Annotated in this window: 16 protein-coding genes; 13 read left to right on the top strand and 3 right to left on the bottom strand. The window is 73.9% G+C overall.

Annotated elements, in window-relative coordinates; all coding sequences use genetic code 11:
• Positions 1 to 51 precede the first annotated feature (51 nt).
• On the top strand, positions 52 to 531 hold the full coding sequence (locus H7H31_RS15995) for a MarR family winged helix-turn-helix transcriptional regulator (RefSeq protein WP_187063020.1): 480 nt from the start codon (positions 52 to 54) through the stop codon (positions 529 to 531).
• A 159-nt stretch (positions 532 to 690) separates the two neighbouring features.
• On the opposite strand, the gene paaN is transcribed toward H7H31_RS15995, so the two are convergent.
• On the bottom strand, positions 691 to 2,412 hold the full coding sequence (paaN, locus tag H7H31_RS15990; RefSeq protein ID WP_187063019.1) for a phenylacetic acid degradation protein PaaN: 1,722 nt from the start codon (positions 2,410 to 2,412) through the stop codon (positions 691 to 693).
• A gap of 173 nt (positions 2,413 to 2,585) precedes the next feature.
• Between paaN and H7H31_RS15985 the strand changes: the two genes are divergently transcribed.
• Positions 2,586 to 4,388: a 3-hydroxyacyl-CoA dehydrogenase gene (locus H7H31_RS15985; RefSeq protein ID WP_187063018.1), complete on the top strand. Its 1,803-nt coding sequence runs from the start codon at positions 2,586 to 2,588 to the stop codon at positions 4,386 to 4,388.
• A gap of 2 nt (positions 4,389 to 4,390) precedes the next feature.
• A complete protein-coding gene (locus tag H7H31_RS15980) occupies positions 4,391 to 4,978 on the top strand; it encodes a TetR/AcrR family transcriptional regulator (protein ID WP_176162964.1) in 588 nt (195 codons plus the stop codon).
• 483 nt (positions 4,979 to 5,461) lie between these two features.
• Here the strand turns inward: H7H31_RS15980 and H7H31_RS15975 are convergent, their stop codons facing one another.
• Positions 5,462 to 5,956, bottom strand: coding sequence for an Lrp/AsnC family transcriptional regulator (locus H7H31_RS15975; protein WP_187063017.1), 495 nt, complete (start codon positions 5,954 to 5,956; stop codon positions 5,462 to 5,464).
• A 171-nt stretch (positions 5,957 to 6,127) separates the two neighbouring features.
• Here H7H31_RS15975 and pdhA point away from each other — a divergent pair, with 171 nt between their 5' ends.
• From pdhA to H7H31_RS15925, 9 genes are all read left to right on the top strand, one after another.
• Positions 6,128 to 7,267, top strand: coding sequence for a pyruvate dehydrogenase (acetyl-transferring) E1 component subunit alpha (gene pdhA / locus H7H31_RS15970; RefSeq protein WP_187063031.1), 1,140 nt, complete (start codon positions 6,128 to 6,130; stop codon positions 7,265 to 7,267).
• Positions 7,264 to 8,343, top strand: a complete 1,080-nt coding sequence (locus H7H31_RS15965) for an alpha-ketoacid dehydrogenase subunit beta (protein ID WP_187063016.1) — start codon at positions 7,264 to 7,266, stop codon at positions 8,341 to 8,343. Before pdhA ends, H7H31_RS15965 begins: the two co-directional genes overlap by 4 nt.
• Positions 8,343 to 10,067, top strand: coding sequence for a dihydrolipoamide acetyltransferase family protein (locus tag H7H31_RS15960; protein WP_187063015.1), 1,725 nt, complete (start codon positions 8,343 to 8,345; stop codon positions 10,065 to 10,067). The genes H7H31_RS15965 and H7H31_RS15960 overlap by 1 nt, the downstream gene beginning before the upstream one ends.
• A gap of 374 nt (positions 10,068 to 10,441) precedes the next feature.
• Positions 10,442 to 11,386 (top strand): NTP transferase domain-containing protein, encoded by a 945-nt coding sequence (locus H7H31_RS15955; RefSeq protein ID WP_187059973.1) that lies wholly within the window; start codon positions 10,442 to 10,444, stop codon positions 11,384 to 11,386.
• Positions 11,383 to 14,397 carry a molybdopterin-binding protein gene (locus H7H31_RS34785; protein ID WP_332112636.1) on the top strand — a complete coding sequence of 1,005 codons (3,015 nt, stop codon included), beginning with the start codon at positions 11,383 to 11,385 and terminating at the stop codon, positions 14,395 to 14,397. The genes H7H31_RS15955 and H7H31_RS34785 overlap by 4 nt, the downstream gene beginning before the upstream one ends.
• Positions 14,394 to 15,449: a potassium channel family protein gene (locus H7H31_RS15940; protein ID WP_187059897.1), complete on the top strand. Its 1,056-nt coding sequence runs from the start codon at positions 14,394 to 14,396 to the stop codon at positions 15,447 to 15,449. Before H7H31_RS34785 ends, H7H31_RS15940 begins: the two co-directional genes overlap by 4 nt.
• A 398-nt stretch (positions 15,450 to 15,847) precedes the next feature.
• Complete coding sequence (locus H7H31_RS15935; protein WP_187059896.1) at positions 15,848 to 16,828, top strand: NAD(P)H-quinone oxidoreductase; 981 nt, start codon at positions 15,848 to 15,850, stop codon at positions 16,826 to 16,828.
• Between the two features lie 480 nt (positions 16,829 to 17,308).
• Entirely contained in the window at positions 17,309 to 18,226 is a 918-nt protein-coding gene (locus tag H7H31_RS15930) for an MSCRAMM family adhesin (protein ID WP_187117944.1), read from the top strand.
• 66 nt (positions 18,227 to 18,292) lie between these two features.
• Positions 18,293 to 18,856 carry a bacterial proteasome activator family protein gene (locus tag H7H31_RS15925; protein ID WP_269475453.1) on the top strand — a complete coding sequence of 188 codons (564 nt, stop codon included), beginning with the start codon at positions 18,293 to 18,295 and terminating at the stop codon, positions 18,854 to 18,856.
• Positions 18,857 to 19,160: 304 nt separating this feature from the next.
• On the opposite strand, the gene H7H31_RS15920 is transcribed toward H7H31_RS15925, so the two are convergent.
• Entirely contained in the window at positions 19,161 to 20,822 is a 1,662-nt protein-coding gene (locus tag H7H31_RS15920; RefSeq protein WP_187060293.1) for a protein kinase domain-containing protein, read from the bottom strand.
• Positions 20,823 to 21,128: 306 nt separating this feature from the next.
• On the opposite strand from H7H31_RS15920, the gene H7H31_RS15915 reads away from it, so the two are divergent.
• Positions 21,129 to 22,757, top strand: coding sequence for a protein kinase domain-containing protein (locus H7H31_RS15915; protein WP_187060292.1), 1,629 nt, complete (start codon positions 21,129 to 21,131; stop codon positions 22,755 to 22,757).
• Positions 22,758 to 22,901: the final 144 nt, after the last annotated feature.

Here is a 22,901-nt window from a genome sequence, read left to right as displayed (position 1 = left end):
TGTCCGTACGGGTAACCTCATGTCAAGCGGCCTGGCGCGCTGGAGGGTGCGATGGATGACGAGTTGCTGTGGGGTGGCGTCATCGCCCTGCACGCGCGCGTGGAGCAGAGACTTTCCGTGGCCCTGCAACGGCAACACGGCCTTGGCCTCTCCGAGTACCGCGCCCTTGGGCACCTGGCGTTGGCCACCGCGAGTGGCCTGCGCATGCAGGATCTCGCGGCCAAGGTCGGGCTCAACCAGAGTTCGACGACCCGGCTCGCGGGGCGGCTGATCGCGGCCGGCTTCGCCTTCCGGGACCTGTGTCCGGACGACAAGCGAGGGGTCTACACCGTCATCACGGACGCCGGCCGTGCGCGGCATGCGGAGGCGCGCGGGACGTACGAGGAGACGCTGGCCGCCGCCCTCGCCGATGCCGCGTCCGATCCCGAACTCGGCCTACTCGTCCGCACCTTGCGCACCTCGGCCCCGCGACTGGCGCGGTCGCCCGGAGCGGAGGGCCAGGGCGCGGTGCCGCACACCGCAGCAAGCTAAGCGCCCCTTCGCCCTCGGCGCCGACACCTACGACCGCCAGCCCAGGTCAGGGTGGCGCGTGCCGGGCTCGGGTGGTGCATGGCGCCGTGGCTCTGCCGCGCCTCTGTCCCGGTGGGCGCCTCCGCCGACGGGCGTTGCCGGCGGAGGCGTTGGAGGCGGTCACGCCTGGCGGCGTACCTCGATCGTCCGAAAGCGGTTGGCCACGAACGCGCCGTCGCACAGGGCCGCGTTGGCGGCCGGGTTTCCGCCCGAGCCATGAAAGTCGGAGAACGCGGCGGTCTGGTTCACGTAGACGCCGCCCGTGAGATTCAGCGAGAGCTGGGCGCACTCTTCCAGGCATGCCTCCTCGGCCAGCCGCTCCATCTCCGCCGACGTCGTGTACGCGCCGACCGTCATGGCGCCCTTCTGACGGATCGTGTGCCGCAGCAACTCGATCGCCTCCGGCGTGGAGTCCACGGCCACGGCGAAGGAGACCGGACCGAAGCACTCGGAGAGGTAGGCCGCGTCGGCTTCCGGGCTCTCCCAGACCTTGCGGGCCCCGTCGGCCTTGACGATCGTTGGCGTGCGCACGGTGGCACCGGGGAAGTCCGGGTGGGTGACCGCACGCGAGGCCAACGCCACCTCGCCGAGGCTCGCCGCCGCCTCCACCCGCTCCTTCACCTGCGGGTTAACGATGGCGCCGAGCAGCGCGTTGGCACGCGCCTCGTCACCGAGCAGACCGTCGACGGCTCCCGCCAGATCGCTGACCACCTCGTCATACGACTTGGGTCCCGCGTCCGTCTGGACGCCGTCGCGGGGAATCAGGATGTTCTGCGGCGTGGTGCACATCTGGCCGCTGTACAGGGACAGCGAGAACGCGAGGTTGCTCAGCATGCCCTTGTAGTCGTCCGTCGAGTCCACGACGACGGAGTTGACCCCGGCCTTCTCCGTGAACACCAGCGCCTGTCGGGCGTTGGCCTCAAGCCAGTCGCCGAACGCCGTCGAGCCGGTGTAGTCGATCAGGCGGATCTCCGGGCGCACGGCGAGCGTCTTGGCCAGCCCCTCGTCGGCGCGCTCGGCGGCGAGCGCCACGAGGTTGGGGTCGAAGCCCGCCTCGGACAGCACCTCGCGGGCGACGCGCACGGTCAGCGCGAGCGGCAGCACCGCACGCGGGTGCGGCTTGACCAGCACCGGGTTGCCGGTGGCCAGCGAGGCGAACAGGCCCGGGTAGCCGTTCCACGTGGGGAAGGTGTTGCAGCCGATCACCAGGGCGATGCCCCGTGGGACGGCTGTGAACTCCTTGTTCAGGTGGAGCGGGTCCCGCTTGCCCTGCGGCTTCGACCAACTCGCCGCCCCCGGGACGCGCTCCTGCTCCCGATAGGCGTACGCCACCGCCTCAAGGCCGCGGTCCTGGGCGTGCGGCCCGCCGGCCTGCAGCGCCATCATGAACGCCTGGCCCGAGGTGTGCATGACGGCGTGCGCGAACTCGTGGGTCCGGGCGTTGATCCTGGCCAGGATCTCCATGCACACCAGGGCACGGGTCTCCGGGCCGGCCTCGCGCCAGGCGGGCATCGCGGCCCGCATGGCCGGGAGCAGCACGTCGATGTCGGGGTGCGGATACAGCACGCCCAGCTCGATGCCGTACGGAGACACCTCGTCGCCGACCCAGTCGTCCGTGCCCGGCTGGCTGAGCTCGAAGCGGGTGCCCCGCAGTTCGTCGAAGGCCGCCTGGCCCTCGCCGGCACTCAGGCTGCCGCGCCCGGACTCGTCCGTGCCGCCGTACGCCTTCGGGTGCTCGGGGTGTGGCGACCAGTACGCACGTGTCTGTATGGCCTCCAGCGCCCTGTCGAGCGTGGGGCGGTGCTTCTCGATCAACTGGGCTGCGGAGAGCTCGGTGGCCATGGAGGACCAACTCCTCGTCGAGCTGGGCGGGACGGGGGCAACAGAGCTAGATTAACCGAACGATCGGTCGGGGCAAGGGGGTCCGAGGAACCTGTGGATAAACATCGAAAGACGCCCGGATCGGCCCTGTGGATAACCGACGCGTGGACCCATCCTCGGGGAGGATCAGCGACATGACCACCGCAGCCGGAGCCGCCGCTCACACCATCAAAGCCGCCCCCGAGCCCCATGCCGCGACGCAGGTCGGGACTCTCGGAACCGCCTCTGACCAGCCCGTTACCAGCCCCGAGGCCAGCGGTGCCAGCCCGGCCTCCGGCAGGGCCGGCGTCGGGCCCGGCGGGGAGGCGGCGTCCCGCGTCGACGGCGCACCGACGCGGGACGCCGAGGCCGATCCCGGGTCCGCGGACGGCTCGGGCGCGGAGCCGCGGCGAGCCCCGCTGCGCGCGTCGGCCATAGCGCGCGACCGGGTCGTGGCTGTCGTCGGCGCCGGCACCATGGGCCAGGGCATCGCGCAGGTCGCCCTGGTCGCCGGGCATCCGGTGCGGCTCTACGACGCGCTGCCAGGCCGCGCGGCGCTGGCCGCCGACGCCATCGGGGCCCGCCTCGACCGGCTGGTCGACAAGGGCAAGCTGCCCGCCGCCCAGCGCGACGCGGCCCGGGCCAGGCTGCTGCCGGCCGACGGGCTGGCCGAGTTGTCCGACGCGGCCCTGGTCATCGAGGCGGTGGTGGAGCAACTCGCCGTCAAGCAGGAGCTGTTCACCGAGTTGGAGCGAGTCGTCGCCGCCGAGTGCCTGCTCGCCACCAACACCTCCTCGCTGTCCGTCACCGCCGTCGCCGGCCCCCTCCAGCACCCAGGCCGCCTCCTTGGCCTGCACTTCTTCAACCCGGCGCCGCTGCTGCCGCTGGTGGAGGTGGTGCGCGGCTTCGCCACCGACGAGGGCGCGGCCGACCTCGCGTACGAGACCGTCGCCGAGTGGGGCAAGACCCCGGTGCGCTGCGCCGACACCCCCGGTTTCATCGTCAACCGGATCGCCCGCCCGTTTTACGCCGAGGCGTTGCGCTGCTACGAGGAACGGGCGGCCGACCCCGCCACCATCGACGCCGTACTGCGCGAATCGGGCGGCTTCCGCATGGGGCCGTTCGAGCTGACGGACCTGATCGGCCAGGACGTGAACGAGGCCGTCACCCGATCCGTGTGGGACGCCTTCTTCCAGGACCCCAAGTTCACGCCGTCGCTCGCCCAGCGGCGCCTGGTCGAGTCCGGGCTGCACGGTCGCAAGACGGGGCGCGGGTGGTTCCCGTACGGCGACGGCTCGGGAGACAAGGCGGCGAGCCGGCCCGCCCCGCGTACGGCCGAGCCGCGGACGCCACCCGAGGCGGTGATCGTCCACGGTGACCTGGGGCCCGCGGCGGTGCTCCCCGAGCTCATATCCGACGCCGGCATCAAGGTCACCTACCAGGGCTGGGACGACGGCGGAGCGGGCTTCATCGAGCTACCGGGCGGCGCTCGGCTCGGCCTCACCGACGGCTCCGCCGCCACGACCGCACCGACCGCCGACACCCTCTGCTTCGACCTGGCCCTGGACTACCGCACCGCGACCCGCGTCGCGCTGGCCGCGTCCGAGACCGCCCGGCCCGGCTCGGTCAAGGCCGCCGTGGGCCTCTTCCAGGCCCTGGGCAAGGACGTCAGCGTCATCGACGACATACCGGGCCTGATCGTGGCCCGCACGGTGGCGATGCTCGTGGACTTCGCGGCCGACGCGCTGGGCCGGTGCGTCGCCGAGGCGCACGACATCGACACGGCCATGCGAAAGGGGGTGAACTACCCGCGCGGCCCGCTGGAGTGGGGCGGCGAACTGGGCCCCGAGTGGGTGCGGCGGGTGCTGGAGAACCTGCACGCCGCCTACCCCACCGGGCGCTACGCTCCCTCGCCGCTCCTGGTCCGCCGTGCGGCGGCGCGCCGGGACCTGCTCTAATCGTGGCCATGGCCAAGCGCGACACCTACACGCCCGAATCGCTGCTCGCGGTCGCCGTCGAGGTGTTCAACGAGCGCGGCTACGACGGCACCTCGATGGAGCACCTCTCGCAGGCGGCGGGCATCTCCAAGTCCTCGATCTACCACCACGTCAAGGGCAAGGAAGAGCTGCTGCGGCGGGCCATAAGCCGGGCGCTCGACGGGTTGTTCGGGATTCTCCGGGAACCCGACGCCCTGGAGGGCGCGGCCATCGACCGGTTGCAGTACGTGGTCCGGCGCACGGCCGAGGTGCTGATGGCGGAGCTGCCGTACGTGACGCTGCTGCTGCGGGTGCGGGGCAACACGGACACCGAGCGATGGGCCATGGAACGGCGGCGCGAGTTCGACCACGAGGTGGCCGAGCTGCTCAAGACGGCGGCGGCCGATGGCGACCTGCGCCCGGACGTGGACGTGCGACTGGCCACCCGGCTGCTGTTCGGGATGATCAACTCCATCGTCGAGTGGTACCGGCCGGGCCGGGGCGGGGCGGCGACCAGCGACGAGGTGGCGGACGCCGTGGTGCGGACCGCGTTCGCCGGGCTGCGGGTCTGAGCCCGCGAGCCCAGTCCCGCGCGGTGGGCCGGAGTTTGCCGCTGAGCTGCCGGGCTCGGGCGTACCGCTGGGTCGGGTGAGCTGGCTGGGCGTTGGCGGCCGGGCCCCGCTGGGTGCCGGTCGGGAGAGCATAGGCCGACTGACCGGGCGAGCCCGGCTGGTCACACGGGCCTGTCGGTGACCCCGGCCCTGGCCACGGCGCCGAGCGCGAACCGGAGCGGAGGCCCGCCCGCCCCAGGGTGGAAGGGCCACCCCGCGCCACCAACGCGTTCCGCGTCACTCCCGCGGCCCACGACGCCCCCGCGCCCCGGCGCGGCTCAGCCTCACCGGGGCGCCGGGCAGGCACCGGGGGCCGGGGAGCCGGGCGGGACCGAGGTGCCTGGCGGCACTGGGATGCCTGGCGGGACTGGAGTGTCGGGTTCGCTCGGGTAGCGCGGGGGCGTGCTGGTCGGGAGGGGGGAGGGGCCGGTTCGCGTGGTGCGGTCAGAGTTCCGTGTCCAGGCCCAGGTCGGTCTCCTCGAAGACCAGCAGCGTGCGGGTGCCGAGGACCTCCGGTATGGCCTGGATGCGGGTGAGGACCAGTTCGCGCAGGGCGCGGTTGTCGGGTGTGTGGACCAGCAGCAGTACGTCGAAGTCGCCGCTGACCAGGGCGATGTGCGCGGTGCCCGGCAGCTCTTGCAGCTTTTCGCGGACGGTACGCCAGGAGTTCTGCACGATCTTGAGGGTGATGTACGCGGAGGCGCCCTGGCCCGCCCGCTCCTGGTTGATGCGGGCGCTGAAGCCGCGTATGACGCCGTCGTCGATGAGCCGGTTGATGCGCGCGTAGGCGTTGGCCCGCGAGATGTGTACGCGTTCGGCCACGGAACGTACGGAGGCGCGACCGTCCGTTCGCAGCATCCGCAGAATGTCGCGGTCGATCGGGTCGAGTGGCCGTGCCGGTGGCAGCTCGCTCGGATTGGCCATCTGTTCGTCTGACATGCGGTCTCGCCTCCCCTCCATGGACGCCCTGCGTTTATCTCAGGCTGTGGATAACCGTTTGTCCACAGGCTAGGCCCGCATGTAGCCAAAATGCCGAGGCGACCGAACAATCGGTAGGGGAGGCGCGTCACACCGCGCACTCGGATGCAGCCCCATGAGGAGGTGCTCGACATGACGGTCCTTGAGCAGCCCGGCTCCTACCGGCCCACCCCGCCACCGGCCTGGCAGCCTCGTACCGACCCCGCGCCCTTGCTCCCCGACGCGGAGCCGTATCGGCTCCTGGGCACGGACGCCGTGGCCGACGCCGATCCGGGGTTGCTGTTGCGGCTCTACGCCGAGTTGGTGCGTGGCCGTCGGTACAACGCGCAGGCCACGGCGTTGACCCGGCAGGGCAGGCTGGCCGTCTACCCCTCCTCCACCGGTCAGGAGGCGTGCGAGATCGCCGCGGGCCTCGCCCTCGCCGACCAGGACTGGCTCTTCCCCAGCTACCGGGACACCCTCGCGGTCATCGCCCGCGGGGTCGACCCGGTGGAGGCGCTGACGCTGCTGCGCGGCGACTGGCACACCGGCTACGACCCGGGCGAACACCGGGTGGCGCCGCTGTGCACGCCGCTGGCCACCCAACTGCCGCACGCCGTGGGGCTGGCGCACGCGGCGCGCCTCAAGGGCGATGACGTGGTCGCCCTGGCCATGGTCGGCGACGGGGGCACCAGCGAGGGCGACTTCCACGAGGCGCTGAACTTCGCCGCCGTCTGGCGGGCGCCCGTCGTCTTCCTCGTACAGAACAACGGCTTCGCGATCTCCGTGCCGCTGGCCAAGCAGACCGCGGCGCCGTCCCTCGCCCACAAGGGCGTGGGGTACGGCATCCCCGGCCGCCTCGTCGACGGCAACGACGCCGTCGCCATGCACGAGGTGCTGACCGAGGCCGTCGAGCGGGCGCGTACGGGCGGCGGGCCCACCCTGATCGAGGCCGTGACCTACCGCGTGGAGGCGCACACCAACGCCGACGACGCCACCCGCTACCGCACGGACGCCGAGGTGGAGGCGTGGCGCGCGCACGACCCGATCGAACTCCTCGAACACGAGCTGCGATCGCGCGGCCTGCTGACGGACGACGTGATAACCGAAGCGCGCGACGCGGCCGAACAGATGGCCGCCAGGCTCCGCGAGCGCATGAACGCGGACGCCGCGCTCGACCCGATGGACCTGTTCGCGCACGTGTACGCCGAGAAGACGAGCCAACTGCAGGAGCAGGCGGCCCAACTGCGTGCGGAGCTCGACGCCGAGCTCGACGCGGAGGAGGAACGATGACCACCGCGGCCATCCCCACCACCCGCAAGGCGGGGCGCAAGCCCGCGAGCATGGCGCAGGCGTTGACCAGCGCGCTGCGCGACGCCATGACCGAGGACCCCACGGTGCACGTGATGGGCGAGGACGTCGGCAGCCTCGGCGGCGTCTTCCGGATCACCGACGGGCTGGTGAAGGAGTTCGGTGAGGAGCGCTGCACCGACACCCCGCTGGCCGAGGCCGGCATCCTGGGCACGGCGATCGGGATGGCGATGTACGGGCTGCGGCCGGTCGTGGAGATGCAGTTCGACGCCTTCGCCTATCCCGCGTTCGAGCAGTTGATCAGCCACGTCTCGCGCATGCGCAACCGCACCCGGGGTGCCATGCCGATGCCGCTGACCATCCGTATCCCGTACGGCGGCGGCATCGGTGGCGTCGAGCACCACAGCGACTCGTCCGAGGCGTACTACATGGCCACGCCCGGTCTGCACGTGGTGACACCGGCGACCGTCGCCGACGCGTACGGCCTGCTGCGCGCGTCCATCGCGTCCGATGACCCGGTGGTCTTCCTGGAGCCGAAACGGCTGTACTGGTCGAAGGCCGACTGGTCGCCGGAGCAGCCGGAGCAGGTCGCTCCGATCGGTCGCGCGGTCGTGCGGCGCGCGGGCCGCAGCGCCAGCCTGATCACCTATGGGCCCTCGGTCCCGGTCTGCCTTGAGGCGGCCGAGGCGGCGCGCTCCGAAGGCTGGGACCTGGAGGTCGTTGACCTGCGCTCGCTGGTGCCGTTCGACGACGAGACGGTGTGCGCGTCGGTGCGCCGCACCGGGCGCGCGGTGGTGGTCCACGAGTCCACCGGGTTCGGCGGCCCCGGCGGGGAGATCGCCGCCCGGATCACCGAGCGGTGCTTCCACTACCTGGAAGCGCCGGTGCTGCGGGTCGCGGGGTTCGACCTCCCGTACCCGCCGCCGATGTTGGAGCGGCACCACCTGCCGGGCGTGGACCGGGTGTTGGACGCGGTGGCGCGTCTCCAGTGGGAGGCCGACTGGACGTCCGAGCCCGGTCGGGGCGGGGCCGAGCGCATCGCGGGGGGTGCTCACTGATGGCGGTGGTGCGCGAATTCGCCCTCCCCGACCTGGGAGAAGGGCTGACCGAGGCGGAGATCGTGCGATGGCTGGTGGCCGTCGGCGACGTGGTGGCGGTCGACCAGCCGGTGGTCGAGGTCGAGACCGCGAAGGCCATGGTGGAGGTGCCCTGCCCGTACGGGGGCGTGGTCACCGCGAGGTTCGGCGAGGAGGGCTCGGAACTGCCGGTCGGCGCGGCCCTCCTGACGGTGGCGGTGGGCGACCCGTCCGAAGGGCCCGACCCGGACACCGAAGGCAGGGGCCCGGCAGGGGCGGCGGATTCGACGGGTTCCAGTCCGGCGGGCGTCCGCGCCGGCGACGGCGGCGGTGCGGGCGCCCCGGCGCGCGGCGGCGAGGGCGACTCGGAGGGGTCGGGAAACGTACTGGTCGGGTACGGGACCGGAGCCCCGGCGGCACGCCGACGGCGACTGCGCGCCGCGCCGCTGGGCACCTCCGCGCGACGTGCGACCGAGGCGGTGGGAGCCGGAGCGGGCACGGTCGGCGCGCAGCGAGAGGGCGGGGCGGAAACGACGGCTGCCGCGTCCGCGACGGCCGTGGTGGGCGCAGCGACCACGGCGAGCACGCGCGGGTCGGCGGCGGTCGGTGGCGGTGCGTCTGGCGGTACGGACGGCGGCGCGTCTGGTGATACGGACGGCGACGCGCAGGCGTCCGGGCGGCCGACACCGGTGATCTCACCGCTGGTGCGACGGCTGGCCCGGGAACACCGGTTGGACCTGGGTGACGTGGTGGGCTCCGGGCGCGATGGGCTGATCCTGCGCTCGGATGTGGAGCGGGCGATAGCGCGGATGACCGTGGCGTCGAGTAACGCGGAACGCTCGGAGCGGGAGCGTGCGGAGGCCGGTACGGCCCCGTCGGCGTCGGCTGCGTTGGCGGGATCGGCGTCGTCGGCGGCGGCGCGTGGAACCGTCGCGAGCCCGGAGCGGCAGCCGTCGGCCCAGGTGGTCGGCGCGTCCGGGGCGCTGGCGCGCGGGGGCGGCCTGGCCGGCGCCCGGGAGGCGGAGCGGATACCGCTGCGCGGGGTGCGCGGGGCCGTGGCCGAGAAGCTGTCCCGCAGCCGTCGGGAGATCCCCGAGGCGACCTGCTGGGTCGACGCCGACGCGACCGAACTCCTCGCGGCCCGCGCCGCGATGAACGCGGCCGGCGATCCCAAGGTCTCGCTGCTCGCCGTGTTGGCGCGGATCTGCACGGCCGCGCTCGCCCGGTACCCCGAGCTGAACTCAACGGTGGACACCGAGGCCCGCGAGATCGTCCGGCTCCCCGAGGTGCACCTGGGCTTCGCCGCCCAGACCGACCGTGGCCTCATGGTTCCCGTCGTACGCGACGCGCACCTGCGGGACGCGGTGGAACTGTCGGCGGAGTTCGCGCGGCTCACGGAGAGCGCACGGGCGGGGCGGCTCACCCCGGCCGAGCTGACCGGTGGCACCTTCACGCTCAACAACTACGGGGTGTTCGGAGTGGACGGTTCCACCCCGATCATCAACCACCCCGAGGCGGCGATGCTCGGAGTGGGGCGCATAGCGGACCGGCCCTGGGTCCACCGTGGTGAGCTGGCGGTACGCCGCGTCGTGCAGCTCTCGCTGACCTTCGACCACCGGGTGTGCGACGGCGGCACCGCCGGCGGGTTCCTGCGCTACGTGGCCGACTGCGTCGAGCAACCGGCGGTGTTGCTGCGCACGGTGTAGCGGGTGAGCGACCTGCGTGGGTGAACGGCGTACGTGAGTGAGCGACGTGCGTGGGTGAGTGAGGCGCGGGTTGGTGGTGCGGTGGGGTGGGTGGGCCCCTGGGTGAGTGGTGGGGGCCCACTGCGGGGCTCGGACGCGGCGATGGGGCGCTCGGGCCCGGGCGGGCGTGGGGGTGAGCACGGGGAAGGTTGGCGAACGGGGCTGGGTGGGGGTGGGCGTTGGGCAGCGGGTGGGTGTGGGGTGGGTGGCTGGGAGGCGGGTGTGGGAGGGGTGGCGGCGAGACCGGCAGTGGTTGGGGTGGGTTGGGTGGTTTCCGTGGGGTGTGGGGGCGGGGGCGGCCATACTCGGGGCATGACGGGTGAACGGGTGGACGGGTGACGTACGACGCCGTGGTGCTGGCCGGCGGCGCGGCGCGGCGGCTCGGGGGAGCGGACAAGCCATCCCTCCAGGTCGGGGGGCGTTCGCTGCTCGACAGAGTGCTCGGCGCGTGTCGGGACGCGCGGCGCACGGTCGTGGTGGGCCCGCGCCGGCCGACGGTGCGACCGGTCCACTGGGTGCGCGAGGAGCCGCCGGGGGGTGGGCCGGTGGCGGGGCTCGCGGCCGGGGTACGGGAGACGACGGCGGGGACGGTGCTCGTGCTCTCGGCGGACCTGCCGTTCATGACGGCCGGGACGGTGCGGGACCTGGTCGCCATTCCGCCCGACCACGAGGGGGCGCAGCTCATCGACGGGCAGGGGCGGGGGCAGCCGCTCGCCGCCGCCTACCGGGCCGAGGCGTTGCACCGCGAGCTGGGCCTGCTGTACGCCGAACACGGCCGCCTGTCCGGGTTGCCGCTCCGGTTGTTGACCGGTGAGCTGCGGCTGCGCGGATTGCGCCAGCACGCGGCTGCCGCGTTCGACTGCGACACCTGGGACGCGGTGGGCGTCGCCCGGGCGCGGATCAGGGAGCATGGCCGTGTGCTGGATGAATGGATCGACACAGTCAAAGCGGAACTCGGTATCGACCTCGACGTCGACGCGGCGGCCCTGCTCGACCTGGCCAGGGACGCGGCACACGGCGTGGCACGTCCCGCCGCGCCACTGACCACCTTCCTCGTGGGCTACGCGGCCGGGCGCGCCGCCGACGCGGGCCCGGAGGCGGTGGCTGAGGCAACCCGTAAGGCGGTCGCGCTCGCGGCGCGCTGGGCGCGGGAGGGCGCCGAGTCGCCGCCGGCCGTACCCGACGCGGCGAATGGCGAGGCGCCGGGGCCCGTGGTTCCGGGTGGGGGTGGACCCGAGGGCCCCGGCATCACCGGGGACGCGGAGCGGTCAGCGGAATGAGCGGTCGACAACGGGCGGGCTCGGCGGGCGACGAGAGCGCCGAAGCGGCGCTGGACCGCGCGACGGACGAGGCGCTCGCCGTGGCGGCCTCGGGCCGGGCCGTACGGCCGAGGGAGCGGCGGAGCGCTGAGCCGTACGCCGTCCCGCGACGGCCGAACGGCGTGACCGACCCCGACCCCGCCTCCGGCCCTGGTTCCGATCCGGACCCTGTCTCCGGTGCTGGCCCCGACCTCGACCACGACCTCGACCACGACCCCGGAACCGTCCCCGATCCGGAGCGGGCGGCCGAACCGTACCCAGTGTCGGACCGAGGCGGTCGTACGGATCAGCCCGCCGCCAGCCCGTCCAGCTCGCCGCGCGCGCCCGCCCCCCGAACCGGGCCGACCAGCGAGGCCGCCCCCGCCGAGGCCGACGCCGACCCCAGCCCGACCGCCGACCCCAGCTCGACCACCAACCTCAGCCCTAGCGACGACCCGGCCCCGGCCTCCGGCCCGACCTCGACCCCCGGCCCGAGCTCGGCCGATACCCCGGGCCCGGCCGACGCCCCGACCTCGGCCGGCAGCCCGAGCTCGACCGACAGTTCGCCCCCGCCCGGCACGTCCCCGGCCGGTAACGCGGCCCCGTCCGACGGCCCGACACAGGTGGCCGGCTCGGCCGAGAGCGTTGGTCCCGCGCGGGTCGGCAACTGCGCGGTGGGCGGCAGTCGTACGCGGGAGGCCGGCGCCTCGGCGAGCACCGGCCCCGTCGGCGACGGTGCGGGTGCCGGGCCCGCCAGCGACGGCGCGGGCCGCGTGGCGGACGCGGGGCATGCCGCGGCAGGAGGCGTTCGCGCGGGTGTGGCCAACTCCCGGGGGCACAGGGGGAGCGTGAGTTGGGCGGGGGCTCGTACGGCAGCGGTACGTGCGGTGAGTGCGCCGTTGCCCGCGGCGCCGACGCCGTTGGGTGAGGCGCTGGGACGCGTGTTGGCGGAGCCGTTGACCGCGCTGACCGACCTGCCGCCCTTCGACACGTCGGCCATGGACGGTTGGGCGCTCGCGGGCCCCGGGCCCTGGCGGTTGCCGGCGCGTGGCCGTGGGGTGTTGGCGGGGCACGCGCGGCCGGAGCCGTTGGAGGACGGCCAGGCGGTACGCATCGCCACCGGCGCCAGGACCCCGCCCGGGGCCACCGCCGTACTGCGCAGCGAGCACGGCACGGAGCGGGACGGGCGCACGGTGGGCCCGAGCGCGCGGGCGGCTTCGTCGTGGTCCAATTCCTCGTGCGGTCATCACGCTGACCAGCCGGCCCCCGGGACCACCGACCTGGCCGCCGCTACGGGCGGGCCCGAGCACCCGCGTACGGGCGAGTCCGCGCATCCGCGTACGGGCGAGCCCGAGCACCCGCGTACGCGCGACGGCCGCCATGCCGACCCCGCGACGCACCAACCGTCCGCGCCACCCCAGGGACCCGACGCCCCGCCGCCGGACCACGACCGCGACCACGTCCACAGCCAGGCCCAAGCCCGAAACCAGGCCCATGCCCAGTACCAGGCCCGCGCCCAGTCCGGGGGCCAGACCCAGGCCGGCTGGGTCCATGCCTTGCCCGGGCATCCCGTCCAGCATGGGCAGGACATTCGGCCGAGGGGACAGGAGTGCGGCAGGGGCGACCAGTTGTTGCCGGCCGGGACGCTGGTGACGCCTGCCGTGTTGGGGCTCGCGGCGGCGGCCGGGTACGACGAGTTGGTGACGGTACGCAGGCCACGGGCCGAGGTGTTGGTGCTGGGCGACGAGTTGTTGCGCTCGGGGCTGCCGCACGACGGGCTCATCCGTGACGCGCTGGGCCCGATGCTCGGGCCGTGGCTCCAGGCGCTCGGCGCGGACGTGGTGGCCACCCGTTGGCTGGGGGACGACGCGGCGGCGTTGCGCATCGCCATCGAGCGGTCCCCCGCCGATCTGGTGATCACCACGGGCGGTACGGCGGGCGGCCCGGTGGACCACGTCCACCCCGTACTGCGACAGCTCGGGGCCCATCTGCTGGTGGACGGGGTCGCCGTGCGCCCCGGCCATCCCATGCTGCTCGCCCGGTTGGACGGGCGCCGGCACCTGGTGGGGCTGCCGGGCAACCCGCTGGCCGCCGTGTCCGGGCTGATGACGTTCGCCGAGCCGTTGCTCCGTACGCTCGCCGCTCGGCCGCGTCCCGATGCCGGGCCGGCCGCCGGGCGGTCGGGGGAGGCCGGCGGGTCGGGTGGCCCGTCGACGTGGCTGCCGCTGGCCGACGAGGTGCCCTGGCACCCCCGGGACACCCGCCTCGTGCCGGTGCGCCGCCGGTCCGGGGCTGCGGTGCCGCTGCACTTCAGCGGGCCGGCGATGTTGCGCGGCATCTCCGTCGCGCACGGGTTGGCCGTCATCCCGCCCGGGGGCGTGGCGCGGGGCGACGAGGTCGAGGTGTTGGGCCTGCCGTGGATGGGTGCCGGCGGCGTCGGCCACTGGCCCGGCACCCACCACCACCTGCCCGAACGCGCCCCGGGCCCCGATGCCGGCCCTAGTTCCGGGCCACCCCCCGGCTCCGACTCGGCCCCCGGAACCACCACCCTCCCCGCCCCCGACGCCCCGACCTCCGACGCGCGCACGTCCGACACCCCGGCCACCGACACCCCGGCCACCGACACCCCGGCCACCGACACCCCGGCCACCGGCGCCCCGGCCACCGGCGCCCCGGCCACCGGCGCCCCGGCCACCGGCGCCCCCACTCCACACGCGCGCACGTCCGAACCCGTCGCCGAGCAACCTCACGCCCTGCCCGACTCGTCTCTGCAGGGGGCAGTCCGCGAGCAGCCGGAAGGTTCCCCACCCAGGGCCCGTACCGACACCACTCGTAGCGACAACAACCACCCGCACACCGCTCGCACCAACACCACCCACCCGCGCACCACCCACCCACACACCATCCACCCGCACACCGCCCGTACCGACGACGTCGCCCCGGAACGTGAACGGGACAGACCCGAAGCCAGGCCGCCCGGAGGAACCGAGTGAAGCTGCCCTCGCAGGACACGGCAGCGCGTAACCAAGAACCCGTCTCCCACCACGTGCAGTTGCCGCGCTTTCCGGCGGGGCCGCTGCGGCAGGTGGGGCGGCGGTTGCTGATCGCGCTCTTCGTGATGGTCACCACGGTGTTGCTGGTCTACCTGGATCGCGAGGGGTACCACGACAACGCCGACGGCGCCGTCGACTTCCTCGACTCCGTCTACTACTCGACCGTCACGTTGTCGACCACCGGGTACGGCGACATCGTTCCGCACAGCGACGGCGCCAGGCTCACCAACGTGCTGCTGATCACGCCGCTGCGCGTGCTGTTCCTGATCATCCTGGTCGGTACCACGCTGGAGGTGCTCACCGAGCGCACCCGCGAGCAGTTCCGTCTCAACCGTTGGAGGAGCGCCTTGCGCGACCACACCATCGTCGTCGGTTTCGGCACCAAGGGGCGCTCTGCCGTGCAGACGCTGTGTGCGACGGGGCTGCGAAAGGACCAGGTCGTGGTGGTGGACCCGAACCACAAGGTGATCGAGACGGCCAACGCCGAGGGGTTCGCCGGCGTCGTCGGCGACGCGACCCGCAGCGACGTGTTGCTGCGGGCGGAGGGGCAGCGGGCCAGCCAGTTCGTGATCGCCACCCAGCGCGACGACACGGCGGTGCTGGTCACGCTCACGGCGCGGCAGTTGAACAAGAACGCCACCATCGTGGCCGCCGTCCGCGAGGAGGAGAACGCGCCGCTGCTGAAGCAGTCCGGCGCGGACGCGGTGATCACCAGCGCCAGCGCGGCCGGTCGGTTGCTCGGCCTGTCCGTGCACAGCCCGAGCGCGGGCGCCGTGATGGAGGACCTCATCCAGCAGGGCAGCGGCCTCGATCTGATCGAGCGCCCGGTGGTCAAGTCGGAGGTCGGCAAGCAGGTCCGGGAGACGGACGACCTGGTGGTGACGGTGCTGCGCGGCCATCGACTGCTGGGTTACGACGACCCGGAGGCGAGCCCGTTGCAGGCCACCGACCGGCTGATCGTCGTCGTACGCGCCCGCCCCGCGGCCGAGTGACCGCCCAGCCCGGGCGGCCGGCGAGCCCGGTCGGGGCGGGGAGCGAGCGACCCCGGCCAGCCAGTGAGCTGACCCGGGCGGCCAGCGAGCCCGGACCCGCGGTGAGCCCGGACGCGCGGTGAGCCCGGACGCGCGGTGAGCCAGGGCCGGCGGTGCGCCACGGCCGTCAGCGGTGGCGGCCCGGGCCGCCCCCGCGAACCCGTCAGCCCGCGCGGGCTGGTGAGCCCGCCAGCCCCCGCCCCTGCCCGGCGTACTGCCCGGCGTTCGGAGAGCCCACGGTCATCCTCGGCCGCCCACGGCCATCCACGGCTGTTCCGCCGCCCACGGTCGTCCCGCCGTCCATATCCGCCCGTGGCGTGGCCCGAGTGGGAGTGGCCGGCGCGGGTAGCCTCGCGTGCATGCGTGCGATCACCGTCCCAGAGCCAGGCGGACCCGAGGCCCTCGTCTGGGCCGAGGTTCCCGATCCCGAGCCCGCCGAGGGAGAGGTACTCGTCGAGGTGGCGGCCAGCGCCGTCAACCGCGCCGACGTGCTGCAACGGCAGGGCTTCTACGACCCGCCGCCCGGCGCGTCGCCGTACCCGGGGCTGGAGTGCTCCGGCCGCGTCGTCGCCGTCGGCCCCGGCGGAGGCGGCGGCTGGGCGGTCGGCGACGAGGTGTGCGCGCTGCTGAGCGGCGGCGGGTACGCGGAGAAGGTCGCGGTGCCGAGCGGACAGGTGCTGCCCGTGCCGGCCGGGATGGACGTCGTCACGGCGGCGGCCCTGCCGGAGGTGGTATCCACCGTTTGGTCCAACGTGTTCATGATTTCTCACCTCCGCCCCGGCGAGACGCTGCTGGTGCACGGCGGCTCCAGCGGCATCGGCACGATGGCCATCCAGCTCGCGAAGGCGGTGGGCGCCACGGTCGCCGTCACGGCCGGCAGCGAGCAGAAGTTGGCCGCGTGCGCGGAGTTGGGCGCCGACGTGCTGATCAACTACCGGGAGCAGGACTTCGTCACCGAGCTGCGCGCCGCGACGGGCGGCGCGGGCGCGGACGTCATCCTCGACATCGTCGGCGCGAAGTACCTGGACGCGAACGTACGGGCGCTCGCCATCAACGGTCGGCTCGCGATCATCGGCCTCCAGGGCGGCGTGAAGGGCGAGCTGAACCTCGGCACGCTGCTCGGCAAGCGAGGCGCGGTGGCCGCGACGTCGCTGCGCGGGCGCCCGCTGGCCGAGAAGGCGTCGATCGTCGCGGCGGTACGGGAACACGTGTGGCCGCTGATCGAGAGCGGCCGGGTACGGGCCGTGGTGGACCGGACGCTGCCCATGCACCAGGCCGCCGAGGCCCACCGCGTGATCGAGGGCAGCGCCCACGTCGGCAAGGTCCTGCTGACGCCGTGACGCCGTGACGCCGTGACGCCGTGACGCCGTGACGCCCGGGGCGTCCGGGGCCTCCGAGCCCTGGGCTCCCGGTCGTCCCGTCCGTCGCACGGCCGCGTCACACGGTCACGTCACGCCGCTCCGTAACCCAAGATGCCGGACATGTCGCCCCGTGTGACGCTGGGACCGTCAGTCGATGGATGACGGGACCGAAGGGACGCGGACGTGGTCTCAGCGCACCGGCACCGTTCACGACGCGAAGACGTTCCCCGGCCAGTCAGCCCCCCGCGCGCCACCACCAGCACCCGCTCCCCGCGCGCGACCACCAGCGCCCGCTCTCCCCGCGCCACCGCCAGCACCCGCCCCCCGGCCGCCGCCACCGCCCCCGGCCCCACCCCCGGCTCCGCGAGCGGCGGACGCCCCTGCACGGAGGCGCTCCGCCCCCCGACCGCACCCCGCCCCGCCGGTGTCGTCCGGCGGGGCGGGTGGCTGCTGGGCGGGGTGTGCGCACTGGTCATCGCGGTGTCGGGGCCCGTGTCGCCCGGGCACGCGCTGCCCGCCGGGCCACCCGAGCCGTCCGGCGGCCGGCTCGCGGGCAACGGCCCGGGCGAGGGGCGCGCCCACCCCGGCCGCGTGGTCCCGCTCGACGGCCTGGGGAACGGCTCGGCCACCTCCGTCCGACCGGGTGACCCCACCGGCCCGGACCGCCCGCCCGGCCACGAGCGCCCGGCCCCCTCCGAACACGGCGACGCCGCCCGCCCGGACCCCGACCACGAGCCGGGCCGCGACCCGGCCGACCAGACCGACCCCGACACCGGCCCCGACCCCGACCCCGACCAGGGCACTGACCACGGCACCGGCCACGACGAGGGCCACGCGGACGGCCGCGACCCCGGCGACCCGAACGACCCGGACGGCGACGCGGACGAGGGGGACGGCGACGCGAACGACGGCGACGCGGGCGACGGCGACGCCTCCGCCGCGCCCTCCGACGGCCGCTCGTCCCCCGACGCCTCCGCCGCACCGTCCACCGGCCGGGACGCGGCGTCGACGGCGCCGCCCGGTTCCGCGTCCTCCGCCCCGGGCGACGCGTCCGTCGGGCCGGCCCCGCCCGAGGGCCGGCCGCCCTGGGGCGGGTCGCGCGACCACGCGGAGGCGGGGCGCCCCCCGTACGGCTACGGCTGGGGTCTGCCCGGCCACCCACCGGTGCCGCTGCTGTCGTCGGGTGAGGCGGACGGCACGGGCGGCGGGGGGCGCCCCGCGGGGGCCGGACCGGGGACGGCGCCCGACGGCGCCACGGGCGGGGAGAGCGCCGCCGAACCGGGCGACCGGGTCATGCGCGTCCTGCCGCTCGGTACGGGCATGGCGCTCACCGGCCTCGGCCTCGCGTACTTCGGCCTCCGCCTGCGCCGGCGCTGAGCTGGCGGTGGCCGGAGCCCGCCCCCGCACCGGCCGTTCGGCGTGTCGTACGGAACAATGGGAGTCATGAACCAGCCGATGAACGAACGGTCGCAGGAGAGCCCGCACGTCCTGGTCGTCGGTCCGGACGGGATGGCTCTCGGCAGTGCCGGCTCCCAAGAAGGCGGCGGCGGCGACGACGCGCGCGAGATGCCCGTGACGGACATGGTCGAGCAGCCGGCGAAGGTCATGCGCATCGGCAGCATGATCAAGCAGCTTCTGGAGGAGGTCAGGGCGGCGCCTCTGGACGAGGCGAGCCGGGTTCGGCTGAAGGAGATCCACTCCAGCTCCGTCAAGGAGCTTGAGGACGGTCTCGCGCCGGAGCTGATCGAGGAGCTGGAACGGATCTCCCTGCCCTTCACGGACGAGACGGTCCCCACCGAGGCGGAACTGCGCATCGCGCAGGCTCAGTTGGTCGGCTGGCTGGAGGGCCTCTTCCACGGCATCCAGACCGCGCTGTTCGCCCAGCAGATGGCGGCGCGCGCGCAGTTGGAGCAGATGCGCAGGGCGCTGCCGCCGGGCATGGGCGGCGGGGACGAGGAAGAGGGTCCGCAGCCCCCCGGCGGGGCCCGCTCCGGCCCCTACCTCTAAGCCCTCTGGCCCCCCGCCCCTCTGACCTTTCGCCCCTCACCCCCCACCCCACACACCCCAGGGCGCGTGGCGTACCGATGTACGCCACGCGCCTCGCGCGTGCGCCGCCCGGCCACCGGGGCCCGCTCGCACAACCTCGCCCCGGACGCCAGCGACCCGCGCGACGCCATCGGCCCGACGCCATCAACACGCGACCCCAGAGCCCCGCGACGACGACGGCCCCCGCGACCGCTCGGGTCGGGGGGCCGTCGTGCCGGGCGTTCGGCGCTGGCTGCTCGGGGTCTGCTCGGAGTCTGCTCCGGGCCTACTCCGGGTTGCCCGTCGAGACCGTCAGCTCGACCTTGTCCTCGTCCGGGTCGAAGGGCTCGCGCTTGTCGAAGGTGTACTCCATGACGGTGCCCTTGCCCCAGGTGTTCTCGTTCATCGGGACGACCTCGTACTTCCAGCCCGCCTTCTTGAGGCAGTTCTTCACCGAGTCGATGTAGAGGTACTGGAACTCCGGCATGATGAACGAGCCCGGCTTGTCCGGGGCGTCGTACGCCTCGGTGCACTTCTCCGGGTCGATGGTCTTGGTCTTGTCGCCTTCCTTGAAGCCGGCCGCCGTCGTGGCCTCCTGGGTCGGCTTGGCCTGCTCCTCCTTGCCGCCGTCGTCACCGCCGCCGCCCTTGAGCGCGAAGGCGACGATCACGGCGATGATCGCGACCGCCGCCACCACGGCCGAGCTGATGATGACCTTCTTGCTGCCGCCGTCACCGCCCTGCCCACCGCCACCGGCCGCGTGGCCCGGCGTGGTGGCGTACGGGGGCGGGGTGCTGGGGCCGCCGGCCTGGTACGGAGACGGGGCCGGGGTCGGGCTCGGGTAGCCGGCCTGCTGCGGCGCGTACGGGCCGGGCGGCGGCGTGGACGGGCCGAAGCCGCCGCTCTGGTAACCGGCCTGCTGGGGCGGCTGGTACGGGGTCTGCACGCTGTGCTGGGCGGGGGTCTGCGCCGCCTGCTGGTCGACGGGCGGGAAGACCGCCGAGCCGACGCCGGCACCGCTGCGCTGCGGGCCGCCGCCGGTGATCACCGCGGGGGCGGCGCCGGACTGGCCGCTGCCGAGGATGCGCGCGCACTCGTCGCGCATCGCCTCCGCGGTGGGGAAGCGCTCGTTCGGGTTCTTCTTCAGCGCGCGGGCCACGAGCGCGTCCATGGCCGGCGTCAGCGAGCGGTTGACGGTCGACGGGGCGACCGGCTCCTCCTGCACGTGCGCGTACGCGATGGCCAGCGGCGAGTCCGCGTCGAACGGCAGCCGCCCCGTGGCCAGCTCGAAGAGCATGATGCCGACCGAGTACAGGTCTGAGCGGGCGTCCACGCCACGGCCGAGCGCCTGCTCGGGGGAGAGGTACTGCGGGGTGCCGACGACCATGCCGGTCTGGGTCATCGAGGTGACGCCCGACTGCATGGCGCGGGCGATGCCGAAGTCCATGACCTTGACCACATTGCGCTTGGTCATCATCACGTTGCCGGGCTTGATGTCGCGGTGCACCAGGCCCATCTCGTGGCTGACCTCGAGCGCCGCGAGCACGTCCGCCGTGATCTTCAACGCCTTGTCGGCGGGCATCGCGCCGTACTGCCGCACGTCCGTGTCGAGCACCGAGCGCAGCGGCTGGCCCTCGACGTACTCCATGACGATGTACGGCATCAGGCCACCGTCGAGCTCGTCCTCGCCGGTGTCGAAGACCGAGACGATGTTGGTGTGTGACAGCTTGGCGACGGCCTGGGCCTCGCGACGGAAACGTTCGCGGAACGACTGCTCTCGGCCGAGTTCGGTGTGCAGGGTTTTGATGGCCACCTGGCGGTCCAGGGCCGTGTCGTACGCGAGGTGCACGGAGGCCATTCCGCCCTCGCCCAGGAGGTCTTGGAGCTGGTAGCGCCCGCCGGCGATGGAGTGGCCCTGGTAGCGGCCCTGTGCGCCGTGCTGGCTCATCGTGTACTTCCCCCTTGGCGCACTGCCCTGGCCATTGGGCATTTCACACGCCCGTTGATCCCTATATCTCGGCCAAGTCTGCCCCAGGGGGCCGACACGTCAAGCCGCGTGCCCGTTCCGTGACCGGATGCGCAAGAAGCCGTCACGTGATTTGCCAGGCTCCGCCCGAAACAGGTTTGATGGCCGGTCCATCACGAACCGGTGGGCCGCTCGGAGCCTGTAGCGTGCCTTAGCGAAGTACGACCCCAGCCGCTGGCCTGGGGAACCCTAGCCCGTGTGAGTGGATAGAAACGACGGCGAGGACTGATGGCACAGACCCAGGGCGCTGAGGGGCCCTCCGATTCTGACGCCACCGGAATTGGAATGTCCGATTCGCCGGAGTTTTGGGGCAACGGCGGGCTGATCGGCGATGGACGGTACCGGCTGACGCACAAGCTCGGCCGCGGCGGCATGGCCGAGGTGTTCGGCGCCGAGGACGTGCGCCTCGGCCGCACGGTGGCCATCAAGCTGCTGCGCGCCGACCTCGCCGAGGACCCGGTCTCCAAGGCGCGCTTCACGCGTGAGGCGCAGTCCGTGGCGGGCCTGAACCACCACGCGGTGGTCGCGGTCTACGACTCGGGCGAGGACCTGGTGGGGGCGGGCGGCCGGCAGCACGTGGTCCCCTACATCGTGATGGAGCTGGTCGAGGGCCACACCATCCGCGACCTGCTGCTCAACGCGGAGGCCCCGCCGCCGGACCAGGCGCTGATCATCGTCTCCGGCGTCCTCGAAGCGCTCGCGTACAGCCACCAGCACGGCATCGTGCACCGCGACATCAAGCCGGCCAACGTCATCATCACCCACAGCGGCGCCGTCAAGGTCATGGACTTCGGCATCGCCCGCGCCCTGCACGGCGCCGCCAGCACCATGACGCAGACCGGCATGGTCATGGGCACCCCGCAGTACCTCTCCCCCGAGCAGGCGCTCGGCAAGGCCGTCGACCACCGCTCCGACCTGTACGCGACCGGCTGCCTGCTGTACGAGCTGCTCGCGCTGCGCCCGCCGTTCACCGGCGAGACCCCGCTCTCGGTGGTCTACCAGCACGTGCAGGACGCCCCGGTCCCGCCGTCCGAGGTCTCCGACGGGGTGCCGCCGGAGCTGGACGGGCTGGTCATGCGCTCGCTGGCCAAGGACCCGGACGACCGGTTCCAGAGCGCCGAGGAGATGCGCGGTCTGGTGCAGTACGCGCTCCAGATGCTGCACGAGGAGGGCGGCTACACCGGTACGTGGAACACCGGCCCCGTCGCCCACCTCGGTGCCAGCACCCCCGCCATGGGGTTGCCGGGCGCCTCCGCCATGCCGCACCCCGGCAGCGGCGACACCTCCCAGCAGCCGGTGTTCATCGGGCCCGGCCGGGACGACGACGGCGGGTTCGACGGCGACCCGCGCGGCGGCGGCGGGCGCGGCAAGATGTGGCTGTTCGCGGCGCTGGCGCTGATCGCCATCGTGGTGGGCGTCGTCCTCGCGTTGAAGGCGGGCGGCGACGGCGAGGGCGGCAAGCAGCCGACCAAGACGGTGTCGCCGTCGGCCTCCGAGAAGGAGACCAAGGAGCCGACGAAGGAGCCCACGGAACCGTCGTCGCAGCCGACCGAGACCGGCGACGGTACGACGGGCGGGACCGGCGGCTGGACCCCGCCGCCGTCCCAGGGCCAGACGACGCCGCCGCCCAGCCAGGACCAGACGACGGATCCGACGACGGACCCGACGACCGACCCCACCGACGGTGCGACGGAGCCGACCGACCCGGCGACCACGGACGACCCGAACCCGACCACGGACCCGACGACCGACCCCGTGACCGGCGGCAACCAGCCGACCGGCGACCCGGGCGGCGGCAACGCGGGCAACGGCGGCGACGCCGGCGGCCCGGGCGGCGACGAGGGCGGCGAGCAGTAGCCGGCCCACCCCCGGCCCGCCCGGTCCACCTGGCCCACCCGGCCCGGCACACGACGGCACGGCGGCGCGGCCCGTACCTCCCCGACAGGGGGCGTACGGACCGCGCCGCCGCCGCGTGCGGGGCCGCTCGTACGGCCACGGCGG

It is taken from the genome of Streptomyces buecherae (genome assembly GCF_014295035.1).
In the GTDB taxonomy this organism is placed as follows: domain Bacteria; phylum Actinomycetota; class Actinomycetes; order Streptomycetales; family Streptomycetaceae; genus Streptomyces; species Streptomyces youssoufiensis.
This window is presented reverse-complemented; position numbering and strand designations above follow the sequence as displayed.